Source organism: Streptococcus oralis, assembly GCF_006175905.1.
GTDB lineage: Bacteria > Bacillota > Bacilli > Lactobacillales > Streptococcaceae > Streptococcus > Streptococcus oralis_BG.
In genome coordinates this window covers 775,526-797,307 of record NZ_SSNB01000001.1, presented here as the reverse complement: position 1 = coordinate 797,307, position 21,782 = coordinate 775,526, and the positions used below count along the sequence as shown (strand labels likewise).

The window sequence follows — 21,782 nt, the reverse complement described above, 5'->3', positions numbered from 1 at the left end:
TAGGGGATATGAAACAAGTTTTTCTCTCAACAACAACTGAATTTAAAGAGATCGACACGCTTGAACCGGGTACTTGGATCAATCTCGTCAATCCTACACAAAATGAATCACTGGAAATAGCCAATGCCTTTGACATTGACATCGCTGACCTCCGAGCACCGCTCGATGCGGAAGAAATGTCTCGTATTACCATTGAAGATGAGTATACTTTGATCATCGTAGACGTTCCCATCACAGAGGAAAGAAACAATCGCACCTACTACGTAACGATTCCGCTAGGGATTATCATCACCGAGGAGACCATTATCACTACCTGCTTGGAGCCCCTCCCTGTTCTCGATGTCTTTATCAACCGTAGACTTCGCAATTTCTACACTTTCATGCGTTCACGTTTTATCTTCCAGATTCTCTATCGCAACGCTGAACTTTACCTGACAGCCCTTCGTTCGATTGACCGTAAGAGTGACCAGATCGAAAGTCAACTTCACAAATCTACTCGAAACGAAGAACTGATCGAACTCATGGAATTGGAAAAGACCATCGTCTATTTCAAGGCCTCACTTAAGACAAATGAGCGCGTGATTAAGAAATTGACCAGCGCAACCAGCAATATTAAAAAATACTTAGAGGACCAAGACCTACTTGAGGATACCCTGATTGAAACCCAACAGGCCATTGAGATGGCAGATATCTATGGAAACGTCCTTCACTCTATGACAGAGACCTTTGCCTCTATCATTTCCAACAACCAGAACAACATCATGAAGACCCTGGCTCTCGTGACCATCGTTATGTCTGTCCCAACCATGATCTTCTCAGCCTACGGGATGAACTTTAAGGATAATGAAATCCCTCTAAACGGTGAGCCTCACGCCTTCTGGTTAATCGTCTTTATCGCCTTTGCTATGAGTGTTTCGCTCACTCTCTATCTCATCCATAAAAAATGGTTCTAAGAGGAATTCCTATGTCTCAGATTGATCTACAAAAATTAACTAAGAAAAACCAAGAGTTTATCCATATTGCTACCCAGCAATTTATCAAAGATGGCAAAACAGATGCTGAAATCAAGGCTGTTTTTGAGGAAGTCATTCCTAAAATCCTTGAAGAGCAAGGCAAAGGAACAACAGCTCGTTCCCTCTATGGCGCTCCAACTCACTGGGCTCACAGTTTCACAGTCAAGGAACAGTACGAAAAAGAGCATCCAAAAGAAAATGATGATCCCAAACTCATGATTATGGACTCAGCCCTTTTTATTACCAGTCTCTTTGCACTGGTTAGCGCTCTGACCAACTTTTTCTCTACAGACCAGGCTATTGGCTATGGTTTGATTACCCTCTCGTTGGTTGGGCTTGTTGGAGGTGTGGCCTTCTACTTGATGTACTACTTTGTCTACCAGTATTATGGACCAGACACAGATCGTAGCCAGCGCCCTCCTTTCTGGAAATCAATCCTCGTCATCCTCGCTGCTATGCTTCTCTGGTTAGCTGTCTTCTTCGCAACAAGCTTCCTACCAGCAGCTCTCAATCCAATCCTTGCTCCACTGCCTTTGGCTGTCCTAGGAGCAGCCCTTCTCGCCCTTCGCTTCTATCTCAAGAAACGCTTCAATATCCGAAGTGCAAGCGCGGGCCCATCCCGTTATTAAGAAAAGTGAAACGCTATGGCATATAGTCAATCCTTAGCACAGCAGATTCGAAAAATTCTAGCACTCAAACTTCCTCCCCAAATTTTCGAAGAAGAGCTAGAAGAAAAGAAACTGTTTGGTGGCCTTGCCTTTATGATTCGTGGGAAAATGGTCCTTACAGTCAGTTCCAGAAAGGACGAGCTGGTTATGGTGAGAATTGGCAAAGAAACGGAAAAGCAAGTTCTACCCCGAACAGGAGCCCATACTACATTGATGAGAGGACGACCTTATCGTGGCTATATAGACCTAGATATAGAAGGTCAAAAAGAACTTCCTTACTGGATTGATTTAGCCCTCTCCTATAATCAAGAGTTGACCAAGTAACTCATATCTAGCGAGATTAGAAAAACGAAAAGCAACTGCATAGGCGGTTGCTTTTTCACTTGCTTTCTTGAGATTCAATAGCACTTCTGACTCTAATTCTTGTTGTTTTCCCTCATCTTTTGTAATACAATAGCATCAATTTTTTCTAGGAGGATAATATATGACTTCTACTATTGGTATTATAAGTTTATCTAGTGGGACTATGGGTGAAGACTTTGTCAAGCACGAAGTGGACCTGGGTATTCAACGTCTCAAGGACCTCGGACTCAATCCTATCTTTTTGCCCCATTCGTTAAAAGGTTTAGACTTTATCAAGGACCATCCTGAAGCGCGTGCAGAGGATTTGATGCAGGCTTTTTCTGATGATAGCATAGACATGATTCTATGCGCCATTGGTGGAAACGATACCTATCGCTTGCTACCTTATCTTTTTGAAAAGGACCAACTCCAAAAGGTTATCAAACCAAAGATTTTTCTTGGCTTCTCGGATACCACTATGAACCACCTTATGTTGCATAAACTAGGAATCAAGACTTTTTATGGGCAATCCTTCCTAGCAGACATTTGTGAATTGGACAAGGAGATGTTGCCCTATAGCCTCCACTACTTTAAAGAATTGATTGAGACGGGAAGAATCTCAGAGATTCGACCTAGTGACGTTTGGTATGAGGAAAGAACTGACTTCAGTCCCAAAGCTTTGGGAACACCTCGTGTCAGCCATGTAAATACTGGTTTTGACTTGTTACAAGGCAATGCTCAGTTTGAGGGAGAAATCCTCGGTGGTTGTCTTGAGTCTCTCTATGATATTTTTGACAACTCTCTACACGCAGATAGCACAGACCTCTGCCAAAAATACAAACTTTTCCCTGACTTATCCGACTGGGAAGGAAAGATTCTATTGCTAGAAACAAGTCAAGAAAAGCCTGAACCTGATGATTTCAAAAAAATGTTGCAGGCTTTGAAAGAAACTGGGATATTTGATGTCATCAGTGGACTATTGGTCGGAAAACCTATGGATGAAGCCTTCTATGACGACTATAAAGAGGCACTAATGAGCATCGTTGACAGCAATATCCCAATTGTCTATAATCTAAATGTCGGCCACGCAACTCCAAGAGCCATTGTGCCCTTTGGCGTCCAAGCTTATGTGGATGCACAGGAGCAAGTCATTCGCTTTGACTATAACAAAAAAAGCTGAGATAAGTTTCTCAGCTTTTTCTCTTGTATAACTACTAAAACGTCACATACTACTGATAACTAAACTAATCAAGGGAAGGCTATTGCCTAACATGTGAACAAGTAGGGGATAGTAGACATTCTCCTTTTCTTTCACATAAATAATAGAAAACGCAATGCCTCCACCTAGATAACCGACTGCACTGACCCACTCTGATAAAGCCAAACTGTGCATATGAGTCAGAGCAAAAACAAGTCCTACCAGAATAATGCTTAGTAAACCTGGCAACCGTTTTTGAAAGTGATGCAATAAAAGCTGACGGAAAAAGAGTTCTTCCACAAATGGTCCAATGATGCAGGCGAAAACTGCTATCAGTAGCGGTTGTTCTTGAAAGGTGCTTTGAATATTCGACTGGTTTAGACCTTGTCCGACTAGCCCAAAAAACTGCTTCAACATCTCTGATACAAATTCAAAGACAAAAGTCATCAGAAAGAGAAAGAGCCATCCTGTTAAGACGCCAAAGAAGAATTTCCTTTTAGTCTTTCTAATCTCATTCCATTGTTTGATCAATCTATCCTTAAACAAGAAAGAGCCATATAGAGCTAGTACTACATAAACTAGATAATTTGCAATAGCAGATGGCATCAAGAAAGCCAGCAATTTAACTCCATCAAATACAAAGAGAACTGTATAGAGAATCGCAAAAATCAGAATTCCCTTATTTTTGTTAGACATCATTTAATTCCCCTTCCATTCACAATCATTCTCGTGGTCATCAACCAGACCTGCAGCCTGAAGAAAAGATAAAACGGCAACTGGGCCTGTGAACTTGAAATCCCGTTTTTTGAGATCTTTGGCTAATTTCTCAGACAAGGCTGTTTTAGCAGGCGCTAGGTGATAGTCAGGAACATCATTAATGATGGTTTGTCCATTGACAAAAGACCAGAGGTAGGTATCAAAGGAGCCATATGCTTCCTGGACTTGTAAAAATGCTTGGGCATTGGCACGTGTCGCAAAAATCTTGGCTCGATTTCGGATGATAGCTGGATTATCTAACAAGGCTTCCAACTCCCCATCTGTCATTTCCGCGACCGCCTGAATTTGATAGCCATGAAATGCTTCTCGGAATCCTTGGCGTTTGTTTAGTACCGTTTCCCAAGATAGACCAGCCTGATAAGTCTCCATACAGAGCAGTTCAAAAAGAGCGCGGTCATCATGAAGAGGCTGTCCCCACTCCTGGTCGTGGTAGGCGATGTAGAGCGGATTGGTCATCTTGACCCACGAACAACGTTTTGGCATACTCTTCTCCTATTTGACCAACATTTTAAGGGCAGATTTGATATAGTTCTCTGCTGTATCCGTCGTTCCTTCAAAGAATTTCTTGATTTTCTTGAGCTCTGTTGCCTTGTAGCCTAACGCCAGCATGGCTTCCATAGCTTCTTCCAGTTCTTGATTTTCAGCACTGGCTTGCACAGCGACTTTGGCAGGAAGGTCATCACTAGCCACGACTACCTTGCCTTCCAAGTCCAGAACCATTTGCTGGGCTGTTTTCTTACCAATTTTAGGGAACTTGGTCAAGTAGGTGATGTTCTTAGTCTCGATGGCTTGAACCAGGCCAGCATTGTCATCGGCAGCAATGATTGCAAGAGCTGAAACAGGACCAATCCCTGAGACCGAAATCAGACTGAGGAAGAGTTTTTTCTCATCTTCTGAGCGAAAACCATAAAGCAGATGGGCATCCTCACGTACAACTTGGTGCACATAAATCTGAGTTTCTTGATTGACCTGACCTGAGTAGACATAAGGATTGGCTACATGCAAGATATAGCCGATACCATTTGCCTCAAGGACGATATATTTAGCAGTGATTTTGGTAATGATTCCTTTAAGATATTCGTACATAATTTTTTCTCCATTGTTTTGCCTATCTAGTATACCATATTTCCCCAAGACAGACTGCAACAAAAGGTGCAACCTCTGGTTGACAAATAGTACAAGAGATTGTATTCTCATTATAAGTAAAAATTGTTAGGATAGAAGTAGAAAAAGGAGGATAGAATAATGAAACTCGCAGAAAAACTATTTGAGCTCAGAAAGGAAAAAGGTTGGTCCCAAGAAAAACTAGCAGAACAAATCAATGTTTCTCGGCAAAGCATCTCCAAATGGGAGTCTGGACAAGTACTTCCTGAAATCGAAAAAATTATTGAATTAAGCAAGATTTTTCAAGTGACAACTGACTATCTCTTACTGGATGAAAACTCTGAAAAATCTTCAACGGCAGTGATTTTGGAGGAAGACAAGGACAACTACTATAAAGAGGTTAAATCCTTTGGTCTTTGGCAAGTGATTTATATTTTCGTATTGGCTCTGGCTATCTATCTCTTTTTAGCCGGTTCTAGTTTTCCAGCCGAATTCACCGCTTTGATCTGGCTAACCTTCGTTCTCTTAATCGCTTCTGCAATTGCTATTAACAAGGCGCTAAAGATTAAGCAAAAGTATCTGGACAAGGTTATATGCCTTGATGATTTTAAGAAAGAAGGTGCTAAAGATGAAACTAAAAACTGACAATCCCATACCTATCAAAACTCGTCTGAAAGAGCTGATTGGAGACTGGCTCTTTATCTCGGGCTACCTCATTTCTTTATTTTTACTAGCTATGGGCTTTTACAATCTAGTTCTAGGAGGCGTTCCCGTATTCACTGAAGCCCAGAGCCAACTTCTGGCTTTTTCTAGCTCGGTTCTGCCCCTAACTATCATCTTTGCTTGGCTCGACTATAGAAAAGGAAGTTTTGGCAAGCGTTGGGCAGGTTTACAGCTGATTTACAAGCATAGGAGCCTTTCCCACAGCCTTTTGCGCTCTGCTATCAAGTTTTTCCCTTGGCAGTTGGGACATATGGGAGCTATTCGTAGTGCTTATCAAGCAGATGCTCTGTCAATTTTCTTGTCAACCTCAGCAGGGATTCTCTTCTTGATTTTTCTGCTGATGGGACTCCTTCGCAAGGACAAACGTCATCCAGCTGATTTGCTTGCTGGAACACAAGTTCAGCTCAAAAATTCAAAACAGCTCTAGTTTTATAACTAGGGCTGTTTGATTTTCTATAAGGTTTAGTATTTCCCCAACTCTCGGAGGCTGGTATGATTCTCCTGAATGCGTCGGAACATCTTTTCCATATCCGACTTGGTAAAATGCACCAAAACAGGACGGCCATGTGGACAGTTATAGGGATTGTCACATTGAGAAAGCTGATAAAGGAGCTGTCTGGCTGAGTGGTCATCGATACGATGGTTGGCCTTGATAGACCGCTTGCAGGACATCATGATAGCCAACTCTGCTCGGTATTTCTTGATCGAAACTTTCTTGGTCAAGAGCAGCATATCACACATTTCATAGATACCAGACTCGATTTCTTCCTCTGCCATCCAAATAGGATGTTCACGTAGGATAAACTGGTTGGCTCCGTACTCTGCTAAAAAGACACCCACTTCCTCTAAGAGAGGCATTCTTTCCCTGAGACGAAGGGCATCATCTGCTGGGAATTCAAAGATATAGGGCACTAGAAGTTGTTGCTGACTCTGGTCAACATTGCCGATGCTTTCACGGTATTCCTCGTACTTAACCCGTTCCTGAGCCGCATGCTGGTCAATGATATAGAGTCCATCTCGACCTTGGGCAAAGAGATAGGTCCCGTGCATTTGCCCGAAAAATTCCAACTCTGGAAAGCTGGATGCTTCTTCTCGCTCCAGCTTGTCATAGGCCTTATCGAGACTGGCAAGATCTAACTCTGGGTGATCTAGTTGGTCATAGCTGACAGGCTTTCTCTCTGCAAAATGCAGTTTTGCTGGCTTGGTCAGTTGCTCCAAGGTTTCCTTGGCAAACAAGGTTAAATCCTGCCCTTCCTCAGTTAATTCAACCTGATGATCAGCCACCTCAGCTTGACTGGCTCTAGTTACCTCCGTTTTTTCATAGTAAAGCGTATTTTCTTTGAGCGGGAGAATGGTCTGCTCCACCTTTTGACGATTGCGCACGGTCGACTTGGCAAGATTTTCCAAGGCATCAGGGATCAAGGCTTGCTCTTTGAGACTGTTAGAAATAGCTTCTGAGAGCAGAGCCATTAGCTCTCTTTCCTTGGAAATTCGCACTTCTTGCTTGGTCGGATGCACATTGACATCCGCTAGATAAGGGTCGATATGGATGTGAATGACAGCCAGCGGAAAGCGTCCCACCATGAGCTTGCTGCCATAACCATCAAGAATAGCACGATTGAGCAGAAAGTTCTTGATATATCGCCCATTGATGAAGAGGCTGATATAGTTGCGATTAGCTCGAGTCAACTCCGGCAAGGACACAAAACCTGTAATTTCAAAGTCTAGATCCGAATTCTCAATGGCTATCATCTTCTTGGCACTAGCCAAACCGTAAATTCCTGCAATGGCTTGACGCAGTTGACCAGTTCCAGCTGTTCGTGTCATTTCTTTGCCATCACTAATCAAGCTAAAAGAAATCTCAGGATGAGCCAAGCCCAGACGGTTGACAATATCAATGATATGAGACAACTCCGCCTGCTGGCTCTTCATATACTTGAGACGAGCTGGCGTGTTAAAAAAGAGGTCCTCTACACAAATCTTGGTCCCCACAGGACTAGTCGCTGGTATGATTTCCTCTACTTGACCTCCACGCGCGACTAACTTAGTCCCATGACTTGCACCATCCACCGCCGTCAACAGAGTCAAGACACTGACAGAAGCGATCGAAGGCAGGGCTTCACCACGAAAACCAAGCGTCCGAATTCGAAAGAGATCAGCTTGATTTTTTATCTTACTGGTCGCATGACGACGCAAGGCCAATTCCACCTCATCGTGGGCAATTCCATGACCATTATCAGTGATTTGAATTTTCTTGAGACCAGCTTCCTCAATCTCAATGATAATCTGGCTAGAACCCGCATCAATGGCATTTTCTACCAACTCTTTGACCACACTTGCAGGACGTTCAATGACCTCTCCTGCCGCGATCTGGTTTGCCAACACTTCTGGCAATTCAATAATATGAGACATCTTTCAGCCCCTTTCTGTATCTATTTTCCTAGAAATTGATTAGTGCTATTATACCATATTTCAGATACTATCAGAAAAAGCAAATACCACATAGACTCCAAATCTCTCCACATAGACAAAAGCTCTTGCCATGGGTCGTAAAATAGTGTTTAATAAAGGTGTACAGGAAGTGATCACAACCTTGTATAACTGAAAAGGAGGGAAATTTATGAAAGTAGAACTACAGATTAAGGAGACTTACGAGGAGGAAAAGCTGATTGTCCAAACTCCTCAGCCGACCGAAAAAGTCCAGAAAGTCATCGAGTTCGCTGAAAATCTTGACCAAAAAGAAACAATCAAAGGAAAGATTGAAGATCAAGTCTATCTAGTTGAAATTGGCAAGATTCAGCGCTTCTATATAGAGAATCGCAAGGTTCTAGCAGAAACTGCATCTCAGACCTATACCATTGATTTGCGACTCTATCAAGTGCTTGAAATTCTACCGACCACTTTTATCCAAATTTCCCAATCTGAAATCATCAATATCGACTCGATTTCTCATCTCAAACTAACCCCCAACGGCCTGGTCGAAATTTTCTTAAAAAACGAAAGCTTCACCTACTCTTCACGCCGTTACCTAAAAACCATCAAGGAGAAATTAGAACTATGAAAAAACAAATCTTTCACGATGCAGCCACTGGTGTTCTTATCGGCCTCATCCTCTCTATCCTCTTTTCACTCATTTATGCACCAAATACCTATGCCCCACTTAGTCCCGAGTCTCTAGTCGGACAAGTGATGGTGGAACATCAGGTTCATGGTGCCTTGATCTTGCTCTACTGTATGATCATCTGGTCAGCTATCGGCGTTCTCTTTAGCTTTGGCAGTCGCTTATTCAGCCGTGACTGGAGCTTGCTCCGTGCCACACTTTCCCATTTCTTCCTCATGCTAGCTGGCTTTGTCCCACTAGCAACTCTGGCTGGTTGGTTCCCCTTCCACTGGATTTTCTATCTCCAGCTCATTCCAGAGTTTGCGGTTGTCTACCTTATCATCTGGACTATCCTCTATAAAAGAGAAGCTAAAAAAGTGGACCACATCAATCAACTTTTGGCCCATAAAAAGTAATAGAGAAAAACCCACTCACAAATGCATGAGTGGGCTCTTTTTATAATTTTTGCTTGAACTCGACTAAGACATTCATAGCCTGCATAGGTGTCATGTTGTAAACATCCAGTTGAGCTAATTCTGCTAGGATAGGATGTTCTGCTGGAGTATCAAAGAGAGAAATCTGTTCCGTGACGGCGCTAGTTTGCCTCATCGGAGTTGGACTTTCTTGTCCCTGGCTCTCCAGTTGTGTCAAAATCTTATCTGCCCTTGCTAAAAGTTCTGCTGGTAAACCAGCAATCTTAGCAACATGGATACCGTAGGATTTATCAGCAGGTCCTGGTTCGATCTTGTGAAGGAAGGTCACCTGCCCATCCTGCTCCAAGGTTGCCACGTGGACATTGACCAAGTGTTCCAAGCTAGACTCCAGACTGGTCAACTCATGATAGTGGGTCGCAAAGAGGGTCTTGGCTCCGATATGTTCATGAATGTATTCGATGATGGACTGGGCAAGAGCCATCCCGTCATAAGTTGCCGTTCCCCGTCCCAATTCATCAAAGAGAATGAGAGAGTTCTTGGTCGCATGCGAAATGGCATTGTTAGCCTCCATCATCTCCACCATAAAGGTTGATTGACCTGAAACCAAGTCATCTGCCGCTCCGATGCGAGTAAAGATTGCATCAAAAATCGGTAAGTAGGCACTTTCTGCTGGCACGTAAGAACCCATCTGGGCCATAACCGCAGTCATAGCTAACTGACGCATATAGGTTGATTTCCCGCTCATGTTGGGCCCTGTAATCAGTTGAATACTGGTATCTTCTGACATCTGGATACTGTTTGGAATGTAGGTCTGAGCCCCCATAACCTTTTCGACGACAGCATGGCGTCCTTTCTGGATAGCGATTTGTGAATCCTCTCCGAACTCTGGTCGAATCAAATGCTGGTTTTCAGCCACAACTGCGAGACTTTGCAGGACATCAACTGTCGCAATTCCTTGGGCTAAAGCCTGCAAACGCTGGATGTACTTGCTGACTTCCTCTCGGATACGCATAAAGATTTCGTACTCTAGGTTGGCTGACTTCTCACGCGCCTCCAACATATCTCCCTCGATCCGAGCTAATTCCTCGGTACCGAAGCGTTCTGAGTTTTTCAGCGTTGCCTTGCGGAAAAAGTGGGCTGGCACATTTCCAAGTTGCGAATTGGTCACATGGAAATAGTAACCATCTTTTTTATTGTAGTCAATCTTGAGCGTGCTGATGCCAGAGTTTTCTCGCTCCTTAGCCTCAATCTCTGCAATCCAGTTCGTACCTTCTCTGAGGACACGACGGTATTTATCCAAGGTCTCATCAAATCCCGTCCGAATAATACCACCTTCCGTAATCACGTGAGGGGCTTCAGGGGCAATCGCTGTGCTAATCAAGCTCTCCAACTCCGGAATGGCATCAAGCTGTGCGATGAGATAGGCTAGAGCAGGCTGCTCCATTCCCTCTAAAATCGCTCGAATCCGTGGCACACTAGATAAGGTAGTCGCCAGTTGCAAGAGATCCTTGGGATTGGTCTTGCCAAAAGAAACTCGACTAGCCAAGCGTTCGATATCATAAACACCCTTGAGACTGTCTGTCAAATCACTACGCTCAAAGAAGTGGTCAAGAAAGACCTGCACCACCTCTTGACGTTGGACGATTCGTTCCCTATCAATTAAAGGACGATGAATCCAAGAACGTAAGAGCCGCATACCCATAGCCGTTTTGGTTTCATCCAAAAGCCAGAAAAGACTCCCCTGCTTCTTGCCTGAACGGGCATTCTCAACCAAATCCAGACTAGCCTTGGTCGCATAGTCCATCTGTAAGAAATCTTTGATTTCATAGCGGATAACTTGTTTGAGGTGGTTCAATTCCCGCATCTGGGTCCGATGAACATACTGGAGTAGCTTACTAGCTGCCGCTTGCTCCACAGCTACCAGTCGTGAATCTAGTAAATGAATATCCTCAAAACCTTCCCTCTCATAGGAAAGCACCAGATTCATCTGACGGCTGAGAATTTGTTCTTCTTCCTCAGACAAGTCATAACCCAGCACCACTTCACGAGCCTTGAGGTTACGAATTTCCCCACAAACTAGCGTGAAATCCAATAAACCTGTCACATAAAAATCACCCGTCACCAGATCCATATAAGCTAAACCAAATTGATTGCCATCACGATCTAAGGCAACCAAAAAATTATTCTGACTATCGGGCTTACTGCTATCAACTACTGTACCAGGTGTGATGACCTGGACCACCTCTCGCTTGACAACCCCCACTGCTTGTTTGGGATCTTCCATCTGCTCGGCTATGGCCACCTTATAGCCCTGCTCGATCAATACGTCGATATACTGCTGGGCAGAATGATAGGGGACTCCTGCCATGGGTATCGGATTTTCTGCATTTTTATTCCGACTTGTTAAGGAAATTTCTAAAATCTGTGCTGCATTGATTGCATCTTCATAGAACAACTCGTAAAAATCACCCATCCGAAAAAGCAAAAAAGCATCTGGGTATTGTTTTTTAATATCCACATACTGTTGCATGCCGGGTGATAGCTTTTCTGTTGCCATTTTCCGTCTCTCCTTGCTAAAAATAAGTCTTGAGAGCAACTCCCAAGACCTTATTTATCTTTCATCAAATCTAGCAAACGATCTTCCATCAGCTTGGCAACGTGCTGGTCTCGACAAATAACCAATAAGGTATTAGCACCAGCAACCGTTCCTAAAATCCATTCATCCTTGTTTGCATCTACAATGTTTGCTAAGACTGCAGCTTCCCCAAGTTTTGTATGAAGTACCAAGGTGAATTCTGCTCTTGCAACTCCTTCTAAATGATGAGACAAAAACTCAACTAAATCAATCTTATCTGTCTCATTTGCTAGTACATAATACACCATATCATTTTTCTTGATCTTGGTCAAGCCGATTTCACGCAAATCACGTGACAAAGTCGTTTGCGTCACATAGACATTCTGAGCTTCTAGACGATCTTGAATCTCTTTTTGTGTCCCAAGTTTTTCTTCAGCGATCATCTTTTTAATCAACTGATGCCGTTCTCTTTTTCTCATATTATCCTCTTAAACGAATATTTATAATAAATTTTTCATTTATTTTATAACCATATTATACCAAAAAAAATAGAGAATTCAAAAAAATTCTCTTCTTTCTCAAAAAATGTAGTAAATTGTGTTAAAATAGAAGAAAAGCCCAAAAGGAGCCTACTTATGAATACAAAAAAACTGATTGCTGGCGAATTGGCTAGCGTCATCGATAGCCTGGACCAAGAGGCTATTTTCAATTTACTAGAACAACCTAAAAATTCAGATATGGGAGACATCGCTTTCCCTGCTTTCTCACTAGCCAAGGTCGAACGCAAGGCACCGCAAGTGATTGCTGCCGATATTGCTGCAAAGATCAACAGCCAAGCCTTTGAAAAAGTGGTAGCAACGGGTCCTTATGTAAACTTTTTCCTTGATAAATCTGCTATTTCTGGTGCAGTTATCAAAGAAGTCATCGAAAAAGGTGCTGACTACGCCCAGCAAACGGAAGGCCAAGAGCAAAATATTACGATTGACCTTTCTAGTCCCAATATCGCCAAACCCTTCTCAGTCGGCCACTTGCGTTCAACAGTTATCGGAGATGCCCTCTCTAATATTTTTAAGAAGATGGGCTACAAAACCATTAAAATCAACCACCTTGGAGACTGGGGGAAACAGTTTGGTCTTCTCATGGTTGCTTATAAAAAGTGGGGATCTAAAGAAGCCATTGAAGCCAACCCAATCGATGAATTGTTGAAACTTTACGTTCGCATCAATGCAGAAATCGAAACTGACAAGGCTCTCGATGATGAAGGTCGCCTCTGGTTCAAAAAACTAGAAGATGGTGATCCCGAAGCAACTGAACTTTGGCAATGGTTCCGTGATGAAAGTTTGGTCGAATTCAACCGCATCTACAAACTTCTCGGTGTTGAATTTGATAGCTTAAACGGTGAAGCCTTCTACAATGACAAGATGGATGAAGCCGTACAAATCTTGGAAGAAAAAGGCTTGCTAGAAGAGTCTCAAGGGGCTTGCATTGTCAACTTGGATGATTTCGATTTGCCACCTGCTATGATTAAAAAATCAGATGGCGCTACTCTCTACATCACTCGTGATATCGCAACAGCCATCTACCGTGCTCGTACATACAACTTTGTTAAAAATGTCTATGCTGTCGGCCAAGAGCAATCTGCCCACTTCAAACAACTCAAGGCAGTACTACAAGAGATGGGCTACGATTGGAGCCAAGACATTGTCCATGTTCCGTTTGGATTGGTAACAAAAGAAGGGAAAAAACTCTCTACTCGTAAAGGAAATGTCATCTTGCTAGAGCCTACTATTGCAGAGGCTGTTAGTCGTGCCAAGGCCCAAATCGAGGCGAAAAATCCTGAGTTAGAAAATAAAGACCAGGTTGCCCACGCTGTTGGAGTTGGGGCTATCAAGTTCTATGATCTTAAGACCGACCGTACAAATGGATATGACTTCGACCTTGAAGCTATGGTATCCTTTGAAGGGGAAACTGGACCTTACGTTCAATACGCCTACGCTCGTATCCAATCTATCTTGCGCAAAGCCGATTTCAAACCAGATACAGCGGGCAACTACAGCTTGAACGATGCTGAAAGCTGGGAAATCATTAAACTACTCCAAGACTTCCCACGTATTATCAATCGTGCAGCAGATAACTTTGAACCTTCTATCATTGCGAAATTTGCGATTAGTTTGGCTCAAGCATTTAACAAATATTATGCACATACACGTATCCTAGATGAAAGTCCTGAGCGCGACAGTCGTCTGGCCCTCAGCTACGCAACCGCAGTGGTCCTCAAAGAAGCTCTTCGTTTGCTCGGAGTAGAAGCACCAGAGAAGATGTAAATCGCCAAAGTTACTTGATTGCGGAGCAATCTAAGTAACTAACGCCAAATCCTATCAGGGATTTGGCTAGGCGCTTCACTAGTCATGGCCCCTAAATATAATCGATTTAGAGCCCATGACGTCGTAACCAGTACGAGTTGCCTAAACACTTCACTAATTCACCTAACCAAATAATATCGATTTGGTTAGGCTCATGTCGTAATCTTTTAAATTACTTGAAAGCGATCTGAAAGATTGAGGCAAGATAACATTTATATTTTGTTCAGCATTGTAGCATTTCAATGAAACAATTTATTCACTTTTACTATTTATCACACTGGGAGATTCCTTATGAGCCAATATGCTTATATTCTCGTTGTACTTAGCTTGGTTTTCCTTTTTCTGCTCAATAAGTACGAGAAGGAAAGACTTCAAAGACTCTACCAAGAGCAACTCTTGAAGGACGAGACATTTAGGTCTGACATCAAAGAGAAAATTCACACGACTGAAAATATCAATGATGTCATTGCACATATCAATAAAACTTACCATCTGGGAATGTTGCTCTCAAAAGACGTCACAGATCAATTGAAATAACCGAAATCCGAGAAGCTTTCTTCTCGGATTTTTTTAGGCTTTACCATATTCTCCTTGGAGAAATTTCATTAATGCATGTAAAATTTTTCTGTAATTTTCTATATTTTTTCAAAATGGCCTTGCATTTCTTTTAAGTTTTTTGTAGAATAGTAGCTATCTATTCAGATTATTCTGAAAATTCAAAAATAGGAGCGTTTATTATGTCACAAGTTACGTTATCAAACCAGTCAACCTGGGCAAGCAAACTAAAGGCAATGGGGCCAGGAATCCTGATGGCTTCTGCTGCCGTTGGAGGTTCTCACATTGTATCCTCTACTCAAGCTGGTGGTTCTTATGGTTGGTCACTACTCCTATTGGTTATCTTGGCCAATGTTTTTAAATATCCATTTTTCCGTTTTGGTGCAGAATATACTGCTGATACTGGTAAAACCTTGGTCGAAGGCTACGCTGAAAAAGGCAAGTTCTATCTCTGGATTTTCTTTGTCCTCAATGTCTTCTCTGCTATGGTCAATACAGCTGGAGTCGCTATCCTTTGCTCAGCCATCATCGCTAGCGCCTTCCCAATGATTGGACTTAGCATCACTCAATGGTCCCTTATCCTTGTTGCAGTCATTTGGGCCATGCTACTCTTTGGTGGCTACAAACTATTGGATGGTATGGCAAAATGGATCATGTCCGCTTTGACTATTGCAACTGTTCTTGCAGTTATCATTGCAGCAATTAAGCATCCAGAATACAGCTCTGATTTTGTCGAAAAGACACCTTGGCAAATGGCGGCCCTCCCTTTCATCGTTTCCCTCTTAGGATGGATGCCTGCTCCTATTGAAATTTCAGCCATCAATTCACTCTGGTCTGCTGAAAAGAAAAAGACTGTCAACTTTAATACAGAGGACGCCCTTTTCGACTTTAACGTTGGTTACATTGGAACTGCTATCCTAGCTGTATTCTTCGTGGCACTAGGAGCGCTTATTCAGTATCCTACAGGACAAGCAGTTGAAGCCGCTTCAGCCAAGTACATTTCTCAGTTTGTGGGTATGTATGCCTCTGTTCTTGGAGAATGGTCTCGTTATTTGATTACCTTTATCGCCTTTCTCTGTATCTTTGGAACGGTCATCACCGTTATCGATGGCTACTCTCGTGTCAATCAGGAATCGCTACGACTCTTGATTCGTCAAAAAGAGGATACTCGCAAATCTTTGAACATCTGGATGACCATTACCGCTATCATTGGTATCGTAATTATTAAATTCTTTGCTGGACAAGTTTCAACCATGCTTCGCTTTGCCATGATCGGTTCTTTCCTAACAACACCATTCTTCGCTCTTTTGAACTATGTATTGGTGACACGTGAGAATAAAAATCTTCCTTCCTGGCTAAAACTCCTTGCTATCGCAGGATTGATTTTTCTCTTTGGCTTTGCTATTTTCTTTATCTATGCACTTGCCATCGGAAAAGCAGGATAGTATATAAAATGGCACCCTTACGGGGGTGCTTTTTGCATACTCAAAAGCAGTTGAAAATCTCAACTGCCCCTCAGTACTACTTTATTTTTCTGTTTCTAACTCATACAAGTCCGCGATAATCGCTGCGACCTTTTTAATATCTTCCAGCATGCCTCTCATTTCAAAATCTGCTAGAACAGGGAAACCAAAGCGCTGACTGTACTGCTTGGCAGTCAAACAGTATTGGTTATTAAAATTGCGATTGCCAGATCCCACTACGCCAAAACACTTACTGGCATTATCTCCATAGGCAATAAAATCACCCACTGGAGTCGTTAAAATCTCAACATCGCCGTTGTCGACACCATTTCCACCTTCCAGATAGGTCGGTAAGAAAGCGACATAGGGATGGTCCATCTCAAAGAAATCTTTCCCTTCCTTGACCAAATCCTTGATATGGATCTTTTGGACCTCAATCCCTTCGTGCTCAGACAAGAGATAGTCCTTAAGTCGGGTTACAAAACTCTCTGTATTCCCACTCAAACTGATATAAACTAAAGATATTTTTTTCATATTGACCTCGATTTTTATTTTTGGATATTAAAAGAACTACCAAGATTGTAACTTGATAGTTCTCTTTTGTCAATACTTAGGCAACTTCCTCTGCTTCGACTTCCTCAGCCAAATCTTTTTGCTGGCGCCACATCTTGTAAAAGACTAAGGCTAAAAAGAGAACATTGATAATGATGAACAAAATATTCGTTCCTTGTGCTAATGCTCCCATTCCTAGGCCGAGGGTAGAATCTTTGATTAATTGAACCGCATCTTGAACGTTCATATAGCTATAAACCAAACCAACAATCGCTAGTAGAACATAGCCAATATAAGCATAGTTTGCGAATTGCACATTTTTACGTAGGAGAAATACAAAAGCTACTACAACTAAAATTGCAGATAAAACAATCAAAACTATATTAAAAATTGAGTGCGATGATGCTGTTACTTGGTAGGTATAGTTAACCGTGTCTTCTATTTGCTGAGCAGTAAGAGACCCACTATTAGATAGGCTAGCACGAAGAGCTTCCTTGCTAGGGACTGGGCCCAAGATGCCAAATAATGACGAAGCAGAAATGAGTGCTGATAGGACTAACAAAATCCAGAGATAAATTGGTTTCTTTTTCATATTATCCTCCTATAAATCCTTTTGGACATTATAGCATTTTTCGTACAGAAATACAATTCTTACAGGCCTGTCTCGACTTGTTTTCGGTAAGCTTTTGGTGATTTTCCGCACAATTTACGGAAAACTTTGTAAAAATAGCCGACGTTACTGTAACCAACGGCATAGCAAACATCTTCAATACTATCATTGGTTGAAAGCAAGAGCTGTTGCGCTGCCTTAATTCGCTGTTTGTTGAGCAGTTCTGCAAAGGTCGAGTTGGTTTCTCGCTTAATCAGCTGACCGAGGTAGACTGGGTTGATAAAGAGATCCTTGCTGATGTCCTTAAGTGATAACTCTTTTTGATAATCGCGGCCGATCACCTCTAGAACACTGACCACATTTTCATTCATACGATACTGGCCAAAGAACTTGGTCAAGGTTGCTTTGATGTAGGCAACCAACTCTTCAAAGGAGTTAATAGCATGGATGGCTTTGACAATCTCGGTCATATCATCCGCTTTTAGATGCTCAAACAAGTGGAAGACATCCATGACAAATTGGGTGAAGAGTTGTTTGGTGATCGCCACGCGCGGTGTATTCTCTAAGACAACCTTCTCCAGCAGGGTCAATTCTTCGATGATTTGATTAATATTTCCTTGGATAATCACGCGGTAAATCGGTTCGTAATAGGCAAATAGACTCTCGGATTTTTCTAAATTGACAGAACCGTAAAAGAGGGCTTTTTCTGCGTTGATCTTCCATTTTTCAAAGGCTTGTTGGTAGGGCGCTCCAAAAGGCGTCACTACGATTCCATCTAGTGGTTGATCAGAGATGAAAATCTGCCAGTCTTGACCTAAAACATAGTAAGGAATAGTGAAAGAACCTTGTTTTTCCTTGGAAAGGCCTATCCACCAGTTATCTTTACCCGCTAAGAAGTTGACAAAGCCTTCTTCATCCAATTCTTGGCTGAGAGTCTGGCTTTGCTCCACCTTTTCCTGAAGTTGGCTCGCAATTTTTTCTAATAAATGACTCAACTCAACCTTATCCACTGGCTTCACTAGATAATCTACGACACTCAGGTTCATTGCTTTCTTGACATAGTCAAACTCCTGATAGCCAGACAGCAAGATATAATAGGCATCTGGGAGAATCTCCTTCATCTCCTTGATCATATCCAGTCCTGTTTTATCCGGCATATTGACATCCGAAATAATCACATCAACCGGATGATGCTTGACATAGCCCAGAGCATCGTCGGCATGATTGGCTGTTGCGACGACTTTCATATCCCATTTTTCAAAGGGAATCAAGCGCTTGAGCCCCTCTGTCACCATGTACTCGTCGTCTACTAATAAAACTTTATACATTTCTACCCTTTCTATTCATCCTGGATAGTGATTCGATAGCGAACACCTTCTTGCTCAGCTGACTCTACACTGATTTGGTAGCGATCCCCAAAATAGAGGACAAAGCGTTCGTGTACATTCACTATTCCGATTGACTGCCGCTCACCGCTGTAGCTTGCCTCGTGCTCAAAACTTCTCTGAGCTAATTTCTCTTGCAAGGCAGCTAATTTTTCAGCAGGCATGCCACGACCATTATCGACTACCAGGATTTCAACAAATCCCTCACCCTTCAAGACCTTGATGCTGATGACATTGTCTGTTCGACGGTGGTCAATACCGTGGGCAAAGTAGTTTTCAACCAATGGTTGGAGCGTAAACTTGGGAATCTTCATATTTTCTAATTCTGGCGCGATCTTAAAGCCATAAGCTACTGACTTTGGATAGCGAACCATACAGAGATAGCTATATTTTCGGCAAAATTCCAACTCTTGCTTCAACGTGGTTTCCCGCTCGTCGGAGATATTGTTGCGTAACAAGCTACTAAATTCATAGATAATATCTGCCAGTTCATCCTGACTTTGCATGACAGCATACATCCGTAAAAACTCCAGAGTATTGTACATAAAGTGAGGATTGATTTGAGCTTGCAGGGCTCGCATATTGGCATCTTTTTGACTGAGCTCTAGCTGATAGATATCATGGATATTTTTTTCCAGGCGATCCAACATATCATTGGTTGTTTCTGCAATGAGAAGCAACTCTTGGCCTTTTTCAGATGTATCGATTCGAAGGCCTTCTTCTCCTTGAGCAATCACCTCGATCGAATCTACTAGGTCTACGACCTGCTTTTGGTAATTTGAAAAAGTCTGTCTAAGAGTCACGTACAAAATGATGATAAAGAGAATACTTAGCCCAATAATGACAGCTGAACTCGTCAAAGTTCCTGTAAGAACAAAATTTTTAGGAACAGCAACTCGAACCTGATAACCGTGAGAGGTGACACCTACAAACCAGTTTTCTCGCTCAGCTGATACCTTCTCCCCAATATGGAACATCTCAGTCTCAAAAGGCGAAGTTACTGTTACAGCCATTGGGATATGGCCCCTTGTATTGTCAATAGCTCCATGTAAAACATCCGGGGATAGGGAGATATAGATCACTCCTAAATCCTTGTCAGACACAGGATCAGAAACAGGAATGGCAAAACTATTGGCTGTCGGCTTAAAACCCTCCGCAGGAACTTTCTCCCCACTGCGTTTTTCTCTAGTCGAAACATACACTTCCTTATAGTCCTGAAGAACAATAGCCACTCCAGTCACAAAATCATTCCGAACATAGAGATCATCAATATTTTCATACAGGGAAACCGAGATATAAGGCGAAGTTTTACGTTCTAATTGCCAATAGAAATAGTCTGGTGTGCTGAGACTGAAATACTTGTAAATTCCTTCGATGCGGGCCTGATTTTCAACCAAAGACTGAGCAAGTTGAGTTGACTCTCTGTGATAATATTCCACTTCACTCACTGTCCGAGTGGTCACACGTTCTGCAACCCGTTGGGCCTCTTTCTCACGCGAGTCCCAGTCAGCATAGGAAATCATCACCGCAAAACTAGCAATGATGATGATCATAACGAGGCTATAAATCCGTAAAAGAGAGTGAAGCCAAAACTGCTTCATTCTATTTTGTCGCCAATTTTTCATGGATACTTTCATAAATAGGTTCCAACATATCACTGATAAAGAAATGCCACATTCCAATTCCTACAAAAAAGAGCAAGGCAGGCATATAATAACCAACTCCTATAAGGAGAGCGGACCCGAGTAAAACCTTGGCAATCGCAGGTAAGCTCATAAAAATACCGATAAGGGACAGTTTCAAGGTATTTTGGTAGGACAAATCAAAGTACACCTGAAGTTTCAAGGAAACAGTATAGGCTAGAAAGACAAGAGCAACTACAAGGACGTTGAGAAAGGTCGCCAAAAGGTGGAAAATCGTCTGGTGGGGCAATTGAACTAGAAGATACAAACCATAAACTAGGACAAGATCCACAAACACGAAACTATAGAAAGCCAGATTACTCTTGACAAAATTGCTCTTATACAATTCCCAAGCTTCCTTCAAATGGTAGGCTCGATAGGTATAACCATGTTCCGCATACAAACTCATCAGGGTAGCACTAGCTGGGGCCAAACCAAAGATCACTCCTCCTGCTAGTGTTAATAGACAGAAATAAGCCGTCGCAATCATTCCCAAAAAGATACGATTAAAGACGAATTCTAGAAACTTTCCCATGCTACTCTCCTTAAACTAACGATGTAACTATTATATCATATTTCAAGCGTTTTCAAAAATATAGAACTCCCATTTACAATCCTCAAAAAGCGTGATACAATTGATTTTGTTAGTTTATATCAAGGAGAAACTCATGAAGAAAAATATCTTAACCACCCTCTTAGCTGTCGTCCTCTATTTCCTCTGTGTAGGGATTGGAGTCTTCCTAGGACACCTGGTCGACCAAACAGGCAATATGTTCTACGCACCTGCCTTTGCTGCCCTTGTCGGTGGCAGTGTCTACATGCTTCTTTTGACGAAGGTCCCTCGTTTTGGCGCTATCACCACTCTAGGACTTTTTATGGCACTTTTCTTCCTAGCGAGCAAACATGGCGCTGGTGCCTTTCTCCCAGGACTCGTCTGTGGTCTTGCAGCAGATGCCATCGCTCGTCTCGGCAGCTACAAAGACCAAATCAAAAACACCCTCTCCTTCCTCGTTTTTGCTTTTAGCACAAGTGGCCCTATCTTCCTCATGTGGATCCGTCCCAAAGCTTACGTGGCTACCTTACTTGCGCGTGGGAAATCCCAAGAATACATTGACCGTATCATGGTCGCTCCAGAGTTGGACAAAATCCTTCTCTTTGTTTCAAGCATCCTCCTAGGTGCCTTGATGGGTGCTGTTATTGGGCAAGCCATTAGTAAAAAGCTTACACACAAGATCTAA

At 42.4% G+C, this 21,782-nt stretch carries 23 protein-coding genes; 12 read left to right on the top strand and 11 right to left on the bottom strand.

Features of this window, described 5'->3' with window-relative positions; all coding sequences use genetic code 11:
- Positions 1-8 precede the first annotated feature (8 nt).
- The 4 genes from E7Y33_RS03965 to E7Y33_RS03950 all read left to right on the top strand — a co-directional run bounded on the left by E7Y33_RS03965 (position 9) and on the right by E7Y33_RS03950 (position 3,203).
- Positions 9-953: a magnesium transporter CorA family protein gene (locus E7Y33_RS03965; protein WP_096408493.1), complete on the top strand. Its 945-nt coding sequence runs from the start codon at positions 9-11 to the stop codon at positions 951-953.
- An 11-nt stretch (positions 954-964) separates the two neighbouring features.
- The gene (locus tag E7Y33_RS03960; protein ID WP_161976031.1) at positions 965-1,642 is read left to right on the top strand and encodes a DUF1129 domain-containing protein; all 678 of its coding nucleotides are present in this window, start codon (positions 965-967) and stop codon (positions 1,640-1,642) included.
- A 15-nt stretch (positions 1,643-1,657) separates the two neighbouring features.
- Positions 1,658-2,005: a TfoX/Sxy family protein gene (locus E7Y33_RS03955; RefSeq protein WP_139689712.1), complete on the top strand. Its 348-nt coding sequence runs from the start codon at positions 1,658-1,660 to the stop codon at positions 2,003-2,005.
- A 160-nt stretch (positions 2,006-2,165) separates the two neighbouring features.
- Positions 2,166-3,203, top strand: a complete 1,038-nt coding sequence (locus E7Y33_RS03950) for a S66 family peptidase (RefSeq protein WP_139689711.1) — start codon at positions 2,166-2,168, stop codon at positions 3,201-3,203.
- A gap of 42 nt (positions 3,204-3,245) precedes the next feature.
- Here E7Y33_RS03950 and E7Y33_RS03945 read toward each other — a convergent pair whose 3' ends face one another.
- Genes E7Y33_RS03945 through ruvA form a run of 3 tightly spaced genes read right to left on the bottom strand, consistent with a single transcriptional unit; the run spans position 3,246 to position 5,084 of the window.
- Positions 3,246-3,920 (bottom strand): CPBP family intramembrane glutamic endopeptidase, encoded by a 675-nt coding sequence (locus tag E7Y33_RS03945; protein WP_139689710.1) that lies wholly within the window; start codon positions 3,918-3,920, stop codon positions 3,246-3,248.
- Positions 3,921-4,481, bottom strand: a complete 561-nt coding sequence (locus tag E7Y33_RS03940) for a DNA-3-methyladenine glycosylase I (RefSeq protein WP_139689709.1) — start codon at positions 4,479-4,481, stop codon at positions 3,921-3,923. It lies immediately after the preceding gene.
- 9 nt (positions 4,482-4,490) lie between these two features.
- Entirely contained in the window at positions 4,491-5,084 is a 594-nt protein-coding gene (ruvA, locus tag E7Y33_RS03935) for a Holliday junction branch migration protein RuvA (RefSeq protein ID WP_139689708.1), read from the bottom strand.
- 159 nt (positions 5,085-5,243) lie between these two features.
- Between ruvA and E7Y33_RS03930 the strand changes: the two genes are divergently transcribed.
- Together E7Y33_RS03930 and E7Y33_RS03925 are read left to right on the top strand one after the other, a co-directional pair.
- The gene (locus E7Y33_RS03930) at positions 5,244-5,747 is read left to right on the top strand and encodes a helix-turn-helix domain-containing protein (protein ID WP_000761364.1); all 504 of its coding nucleotides are present in this window, start codon (positions 5,244-5,246) and stop codon (positions 5,745-5,747) included.
- A complete protein-coding gene (locus E7Y33_RS03925; RefSeq protein ID WP_000769794.1) occupies positions 5,731-6,252 on the top strand; it encodes an RDD family protein in 522 nt (173 codons plus the stop codon). Before E7Y33_RS03930 ends, E7Y33_RS03925 begins: the two co-directional genes overlap by 17 nt.
- 35 nt (positions 6,253-6,287) lie before the next feature.
- Here the strand turns inward: E7Y33_RS03925 and mutL are convergent, their stop codons facing one another.
- Positions 6,288-8,237, bottom strand: coding sequence for a DNA mismatch repair endonuclease MutL (mutL, locus tag E7Y33_RS03920; RefSeq protein ID WP_139689707.1), 1,950 nt, complete (start codon positions 8,235-8,237; stop codon positions 6,288-6,290).
- Between the two features lie 208 nt (positions 8,238-8,445).
- Here mutL and E7Y33_RS03915 point away from each other — a divergent pair, with 208 nt between their 5' ends.
- Positions 8,446-8,886: a LytTR family DNA-binding domain-containing protein gene (locus E7Y33_RS03915; RefSeq protein ID WP_139689706.1), complete on the top strand. Its 441-nt coding sequence runs from the start codon at positions 8,446-8,448 to the stop codon at positions 8,884-8,886.
- Complete coding sequence (locus E7Y33_RS03910) at positions 8,883-9,341, top strand: DUF3021 domain-containing protein (RefSeq protein ID WP_139689705.1); 459 nt, start codon at positions 8,883-8,885, stop codon at positions 9,339-9,341. The genes E7Y33_RS03915 and E7Y33_RS03910 overlap by 4 nt, the downstream gene beginning before the upstream one ends.
- 40 nt (positions 9,342-9,381) lie before the next feature.
- On the opposite strand, the gene mutS is transcribed toward E7Y33_RS03910, so the two are convergent.
- Entirely contained in the window at positions 9,382-11,916 is a 2,535-nt protein-coding gene (mutS, locus tag E7Y33_RS03905) for a DNA mismatch repair protein MutS (RefSeq protein WP_139689704.1), read from the bottom strand.
- A 50-nt stretch (positions 11,917-11,966) separates the two neighbouring features.
- Positions 11,967-12,413 (bottom strand): arginine repressor, encoded by a 447-nt coding sequence (gene argR / locus E7Y33_RS03900; protein WP_004239711.1) that lies wholly within the window; start codon positions 12,411-12,413, stop codon positions 11,967-11,969.
- A gap of 156 nt (positions 12,414-12,569) precedes the next feature.
- On the opposite strand from argR, the gene argS reads away from it, so the two are divergent.
- The 3 genes from argS to E7Y33_RS03885 all read left to right on the top strand — a co-directional run bounded on the left by argS (position 12,570) and on the right by E7Y33_RS03885 (position 16,297).
- Positions 12,570-14,258 carry an arginine--tRNA ligase gene (gene argS / locus E7Y33_RS03895; RefSeq protein WP_139689703.1) on the top strand — a complete coding sequence of 563 codons (1,689 nt, stop codon included), beginning with the start codon at positions 12,570-12,572 and terminating at the stop codon, positions 14,256-14,258.
- 330 nt (positions 14,259-14,588) lie between these two features.
- Positions 14,589-14,834 (top strand): hypothetical protein, encoded by a 246-nt coding sequence (locus tag E7Y33_RS03890; protein WP_000084865.1) that lies wholly within the window; start codon positions 14,589-14,591, stop codon positions 14,832-14,834.
- A 200-nt stretch (positions 14,835-15,034) separates the two neighbouring features.
- Positions 15,035-16,297 carry an NRAMP family divalent metal transporter gene (locus E7Y33_RS03885; RefSeq protein WP_076984269.1) on the top strand — a complete coding sequence of 421 codons (1,263 nt, stop codon included), beginning with the start codon at positions 15,035-15,037 and terminating at the stop codon, positions 16,295-16,297.
- An 81-nt stretch (positions 16,298-16,378) separates the two neighbouring features.
- Here the strand turns inward: E7Y33_RS03885 and nrdI are convergent, their stop codons facing one another.
- The 5 genes from nrdI to E7Y33_RS03860 form a co-directional block, all read right to left on the bottom strand.
- Entirely contained in the window at positions 16,379-16,849 is a 471-nt protein-coding gene (nrdI, locus tag E7Y33_RS03880) for a class Ib ribonucleoside-diphosphate reductase assembly flavoprotein NrdI (RefSeq protein WP_095726318.1), read from the bottom strand.
- Between the two features lie 76 nt (positions 16,850-16,925).
- Positions 16,926-17,459 carry an ABC transporter permease gene (locus E7Y33_RS03875; RefSeq protein ID WP_139689702.1) on the bottom strand — a complete coding sequence of 178 codons (534 nt, stop codon included), beginning with the start codon at positions 17,457-17,459 and terminating at the stop codon, positions 16,926-16,928.
- A 59-nt stretch (positions 17,460-17,518) separates the two neighbouring features.
- Entirely contained in the window at positions 17,519-18,805 is a 1,287-nt protein-coding gene (locus tag E7Y33_RS03870; RefSeq protein ID WP_139689701.1) for a response regulator transcription factor, read from the bottom strand.
- A gap of 11 nt (positions 18,806-18,816) precedes the next feature.
- Positions 18,817-20,487: a sensor histidine kinase gene (locus E7Y33_RS03865; protein WP_139689700.1), complete on the bottom strand. Its 1,671-nt coding sequence runs from the start codon at positions 20,485-20,487 to the stop codon at positions 18,817-18,819.
- Positions 20,465-21,079: a YesL family protein gene (locus tag E7Y33_RS03860; RefSeq protein WP_139689699.1), complete on the bottom strand. Its 615-nt coding sequence runs from the start codon at positions 21,077-21,079 to the stop codon at positions 20,465-20,467. The genes E7Y33_RS03865 and E7Y33_RS03860 overlap by 23 nt, the downstream gene beginning before the upstream one ends.
- Before the next feature lie 133 nt (positions 21,080-21,212).
- Here E7Y33_RS03860 and E7Y33_RS03855 point away from each other — a divergent pair, with 133 nt between their 5' ends.
- The gene (locus E7Y33_RS03855) at positions 21,213-21,782 is read left to right on the top strand and encodes an MptD family putative ECF transporter S component (RefSeq protein ID WP_139689698.1); all 570 of its coding nucleotides are present in this window, start codon (positions 21,213-21,215) and stop codon (positions 21,780-21,782) included.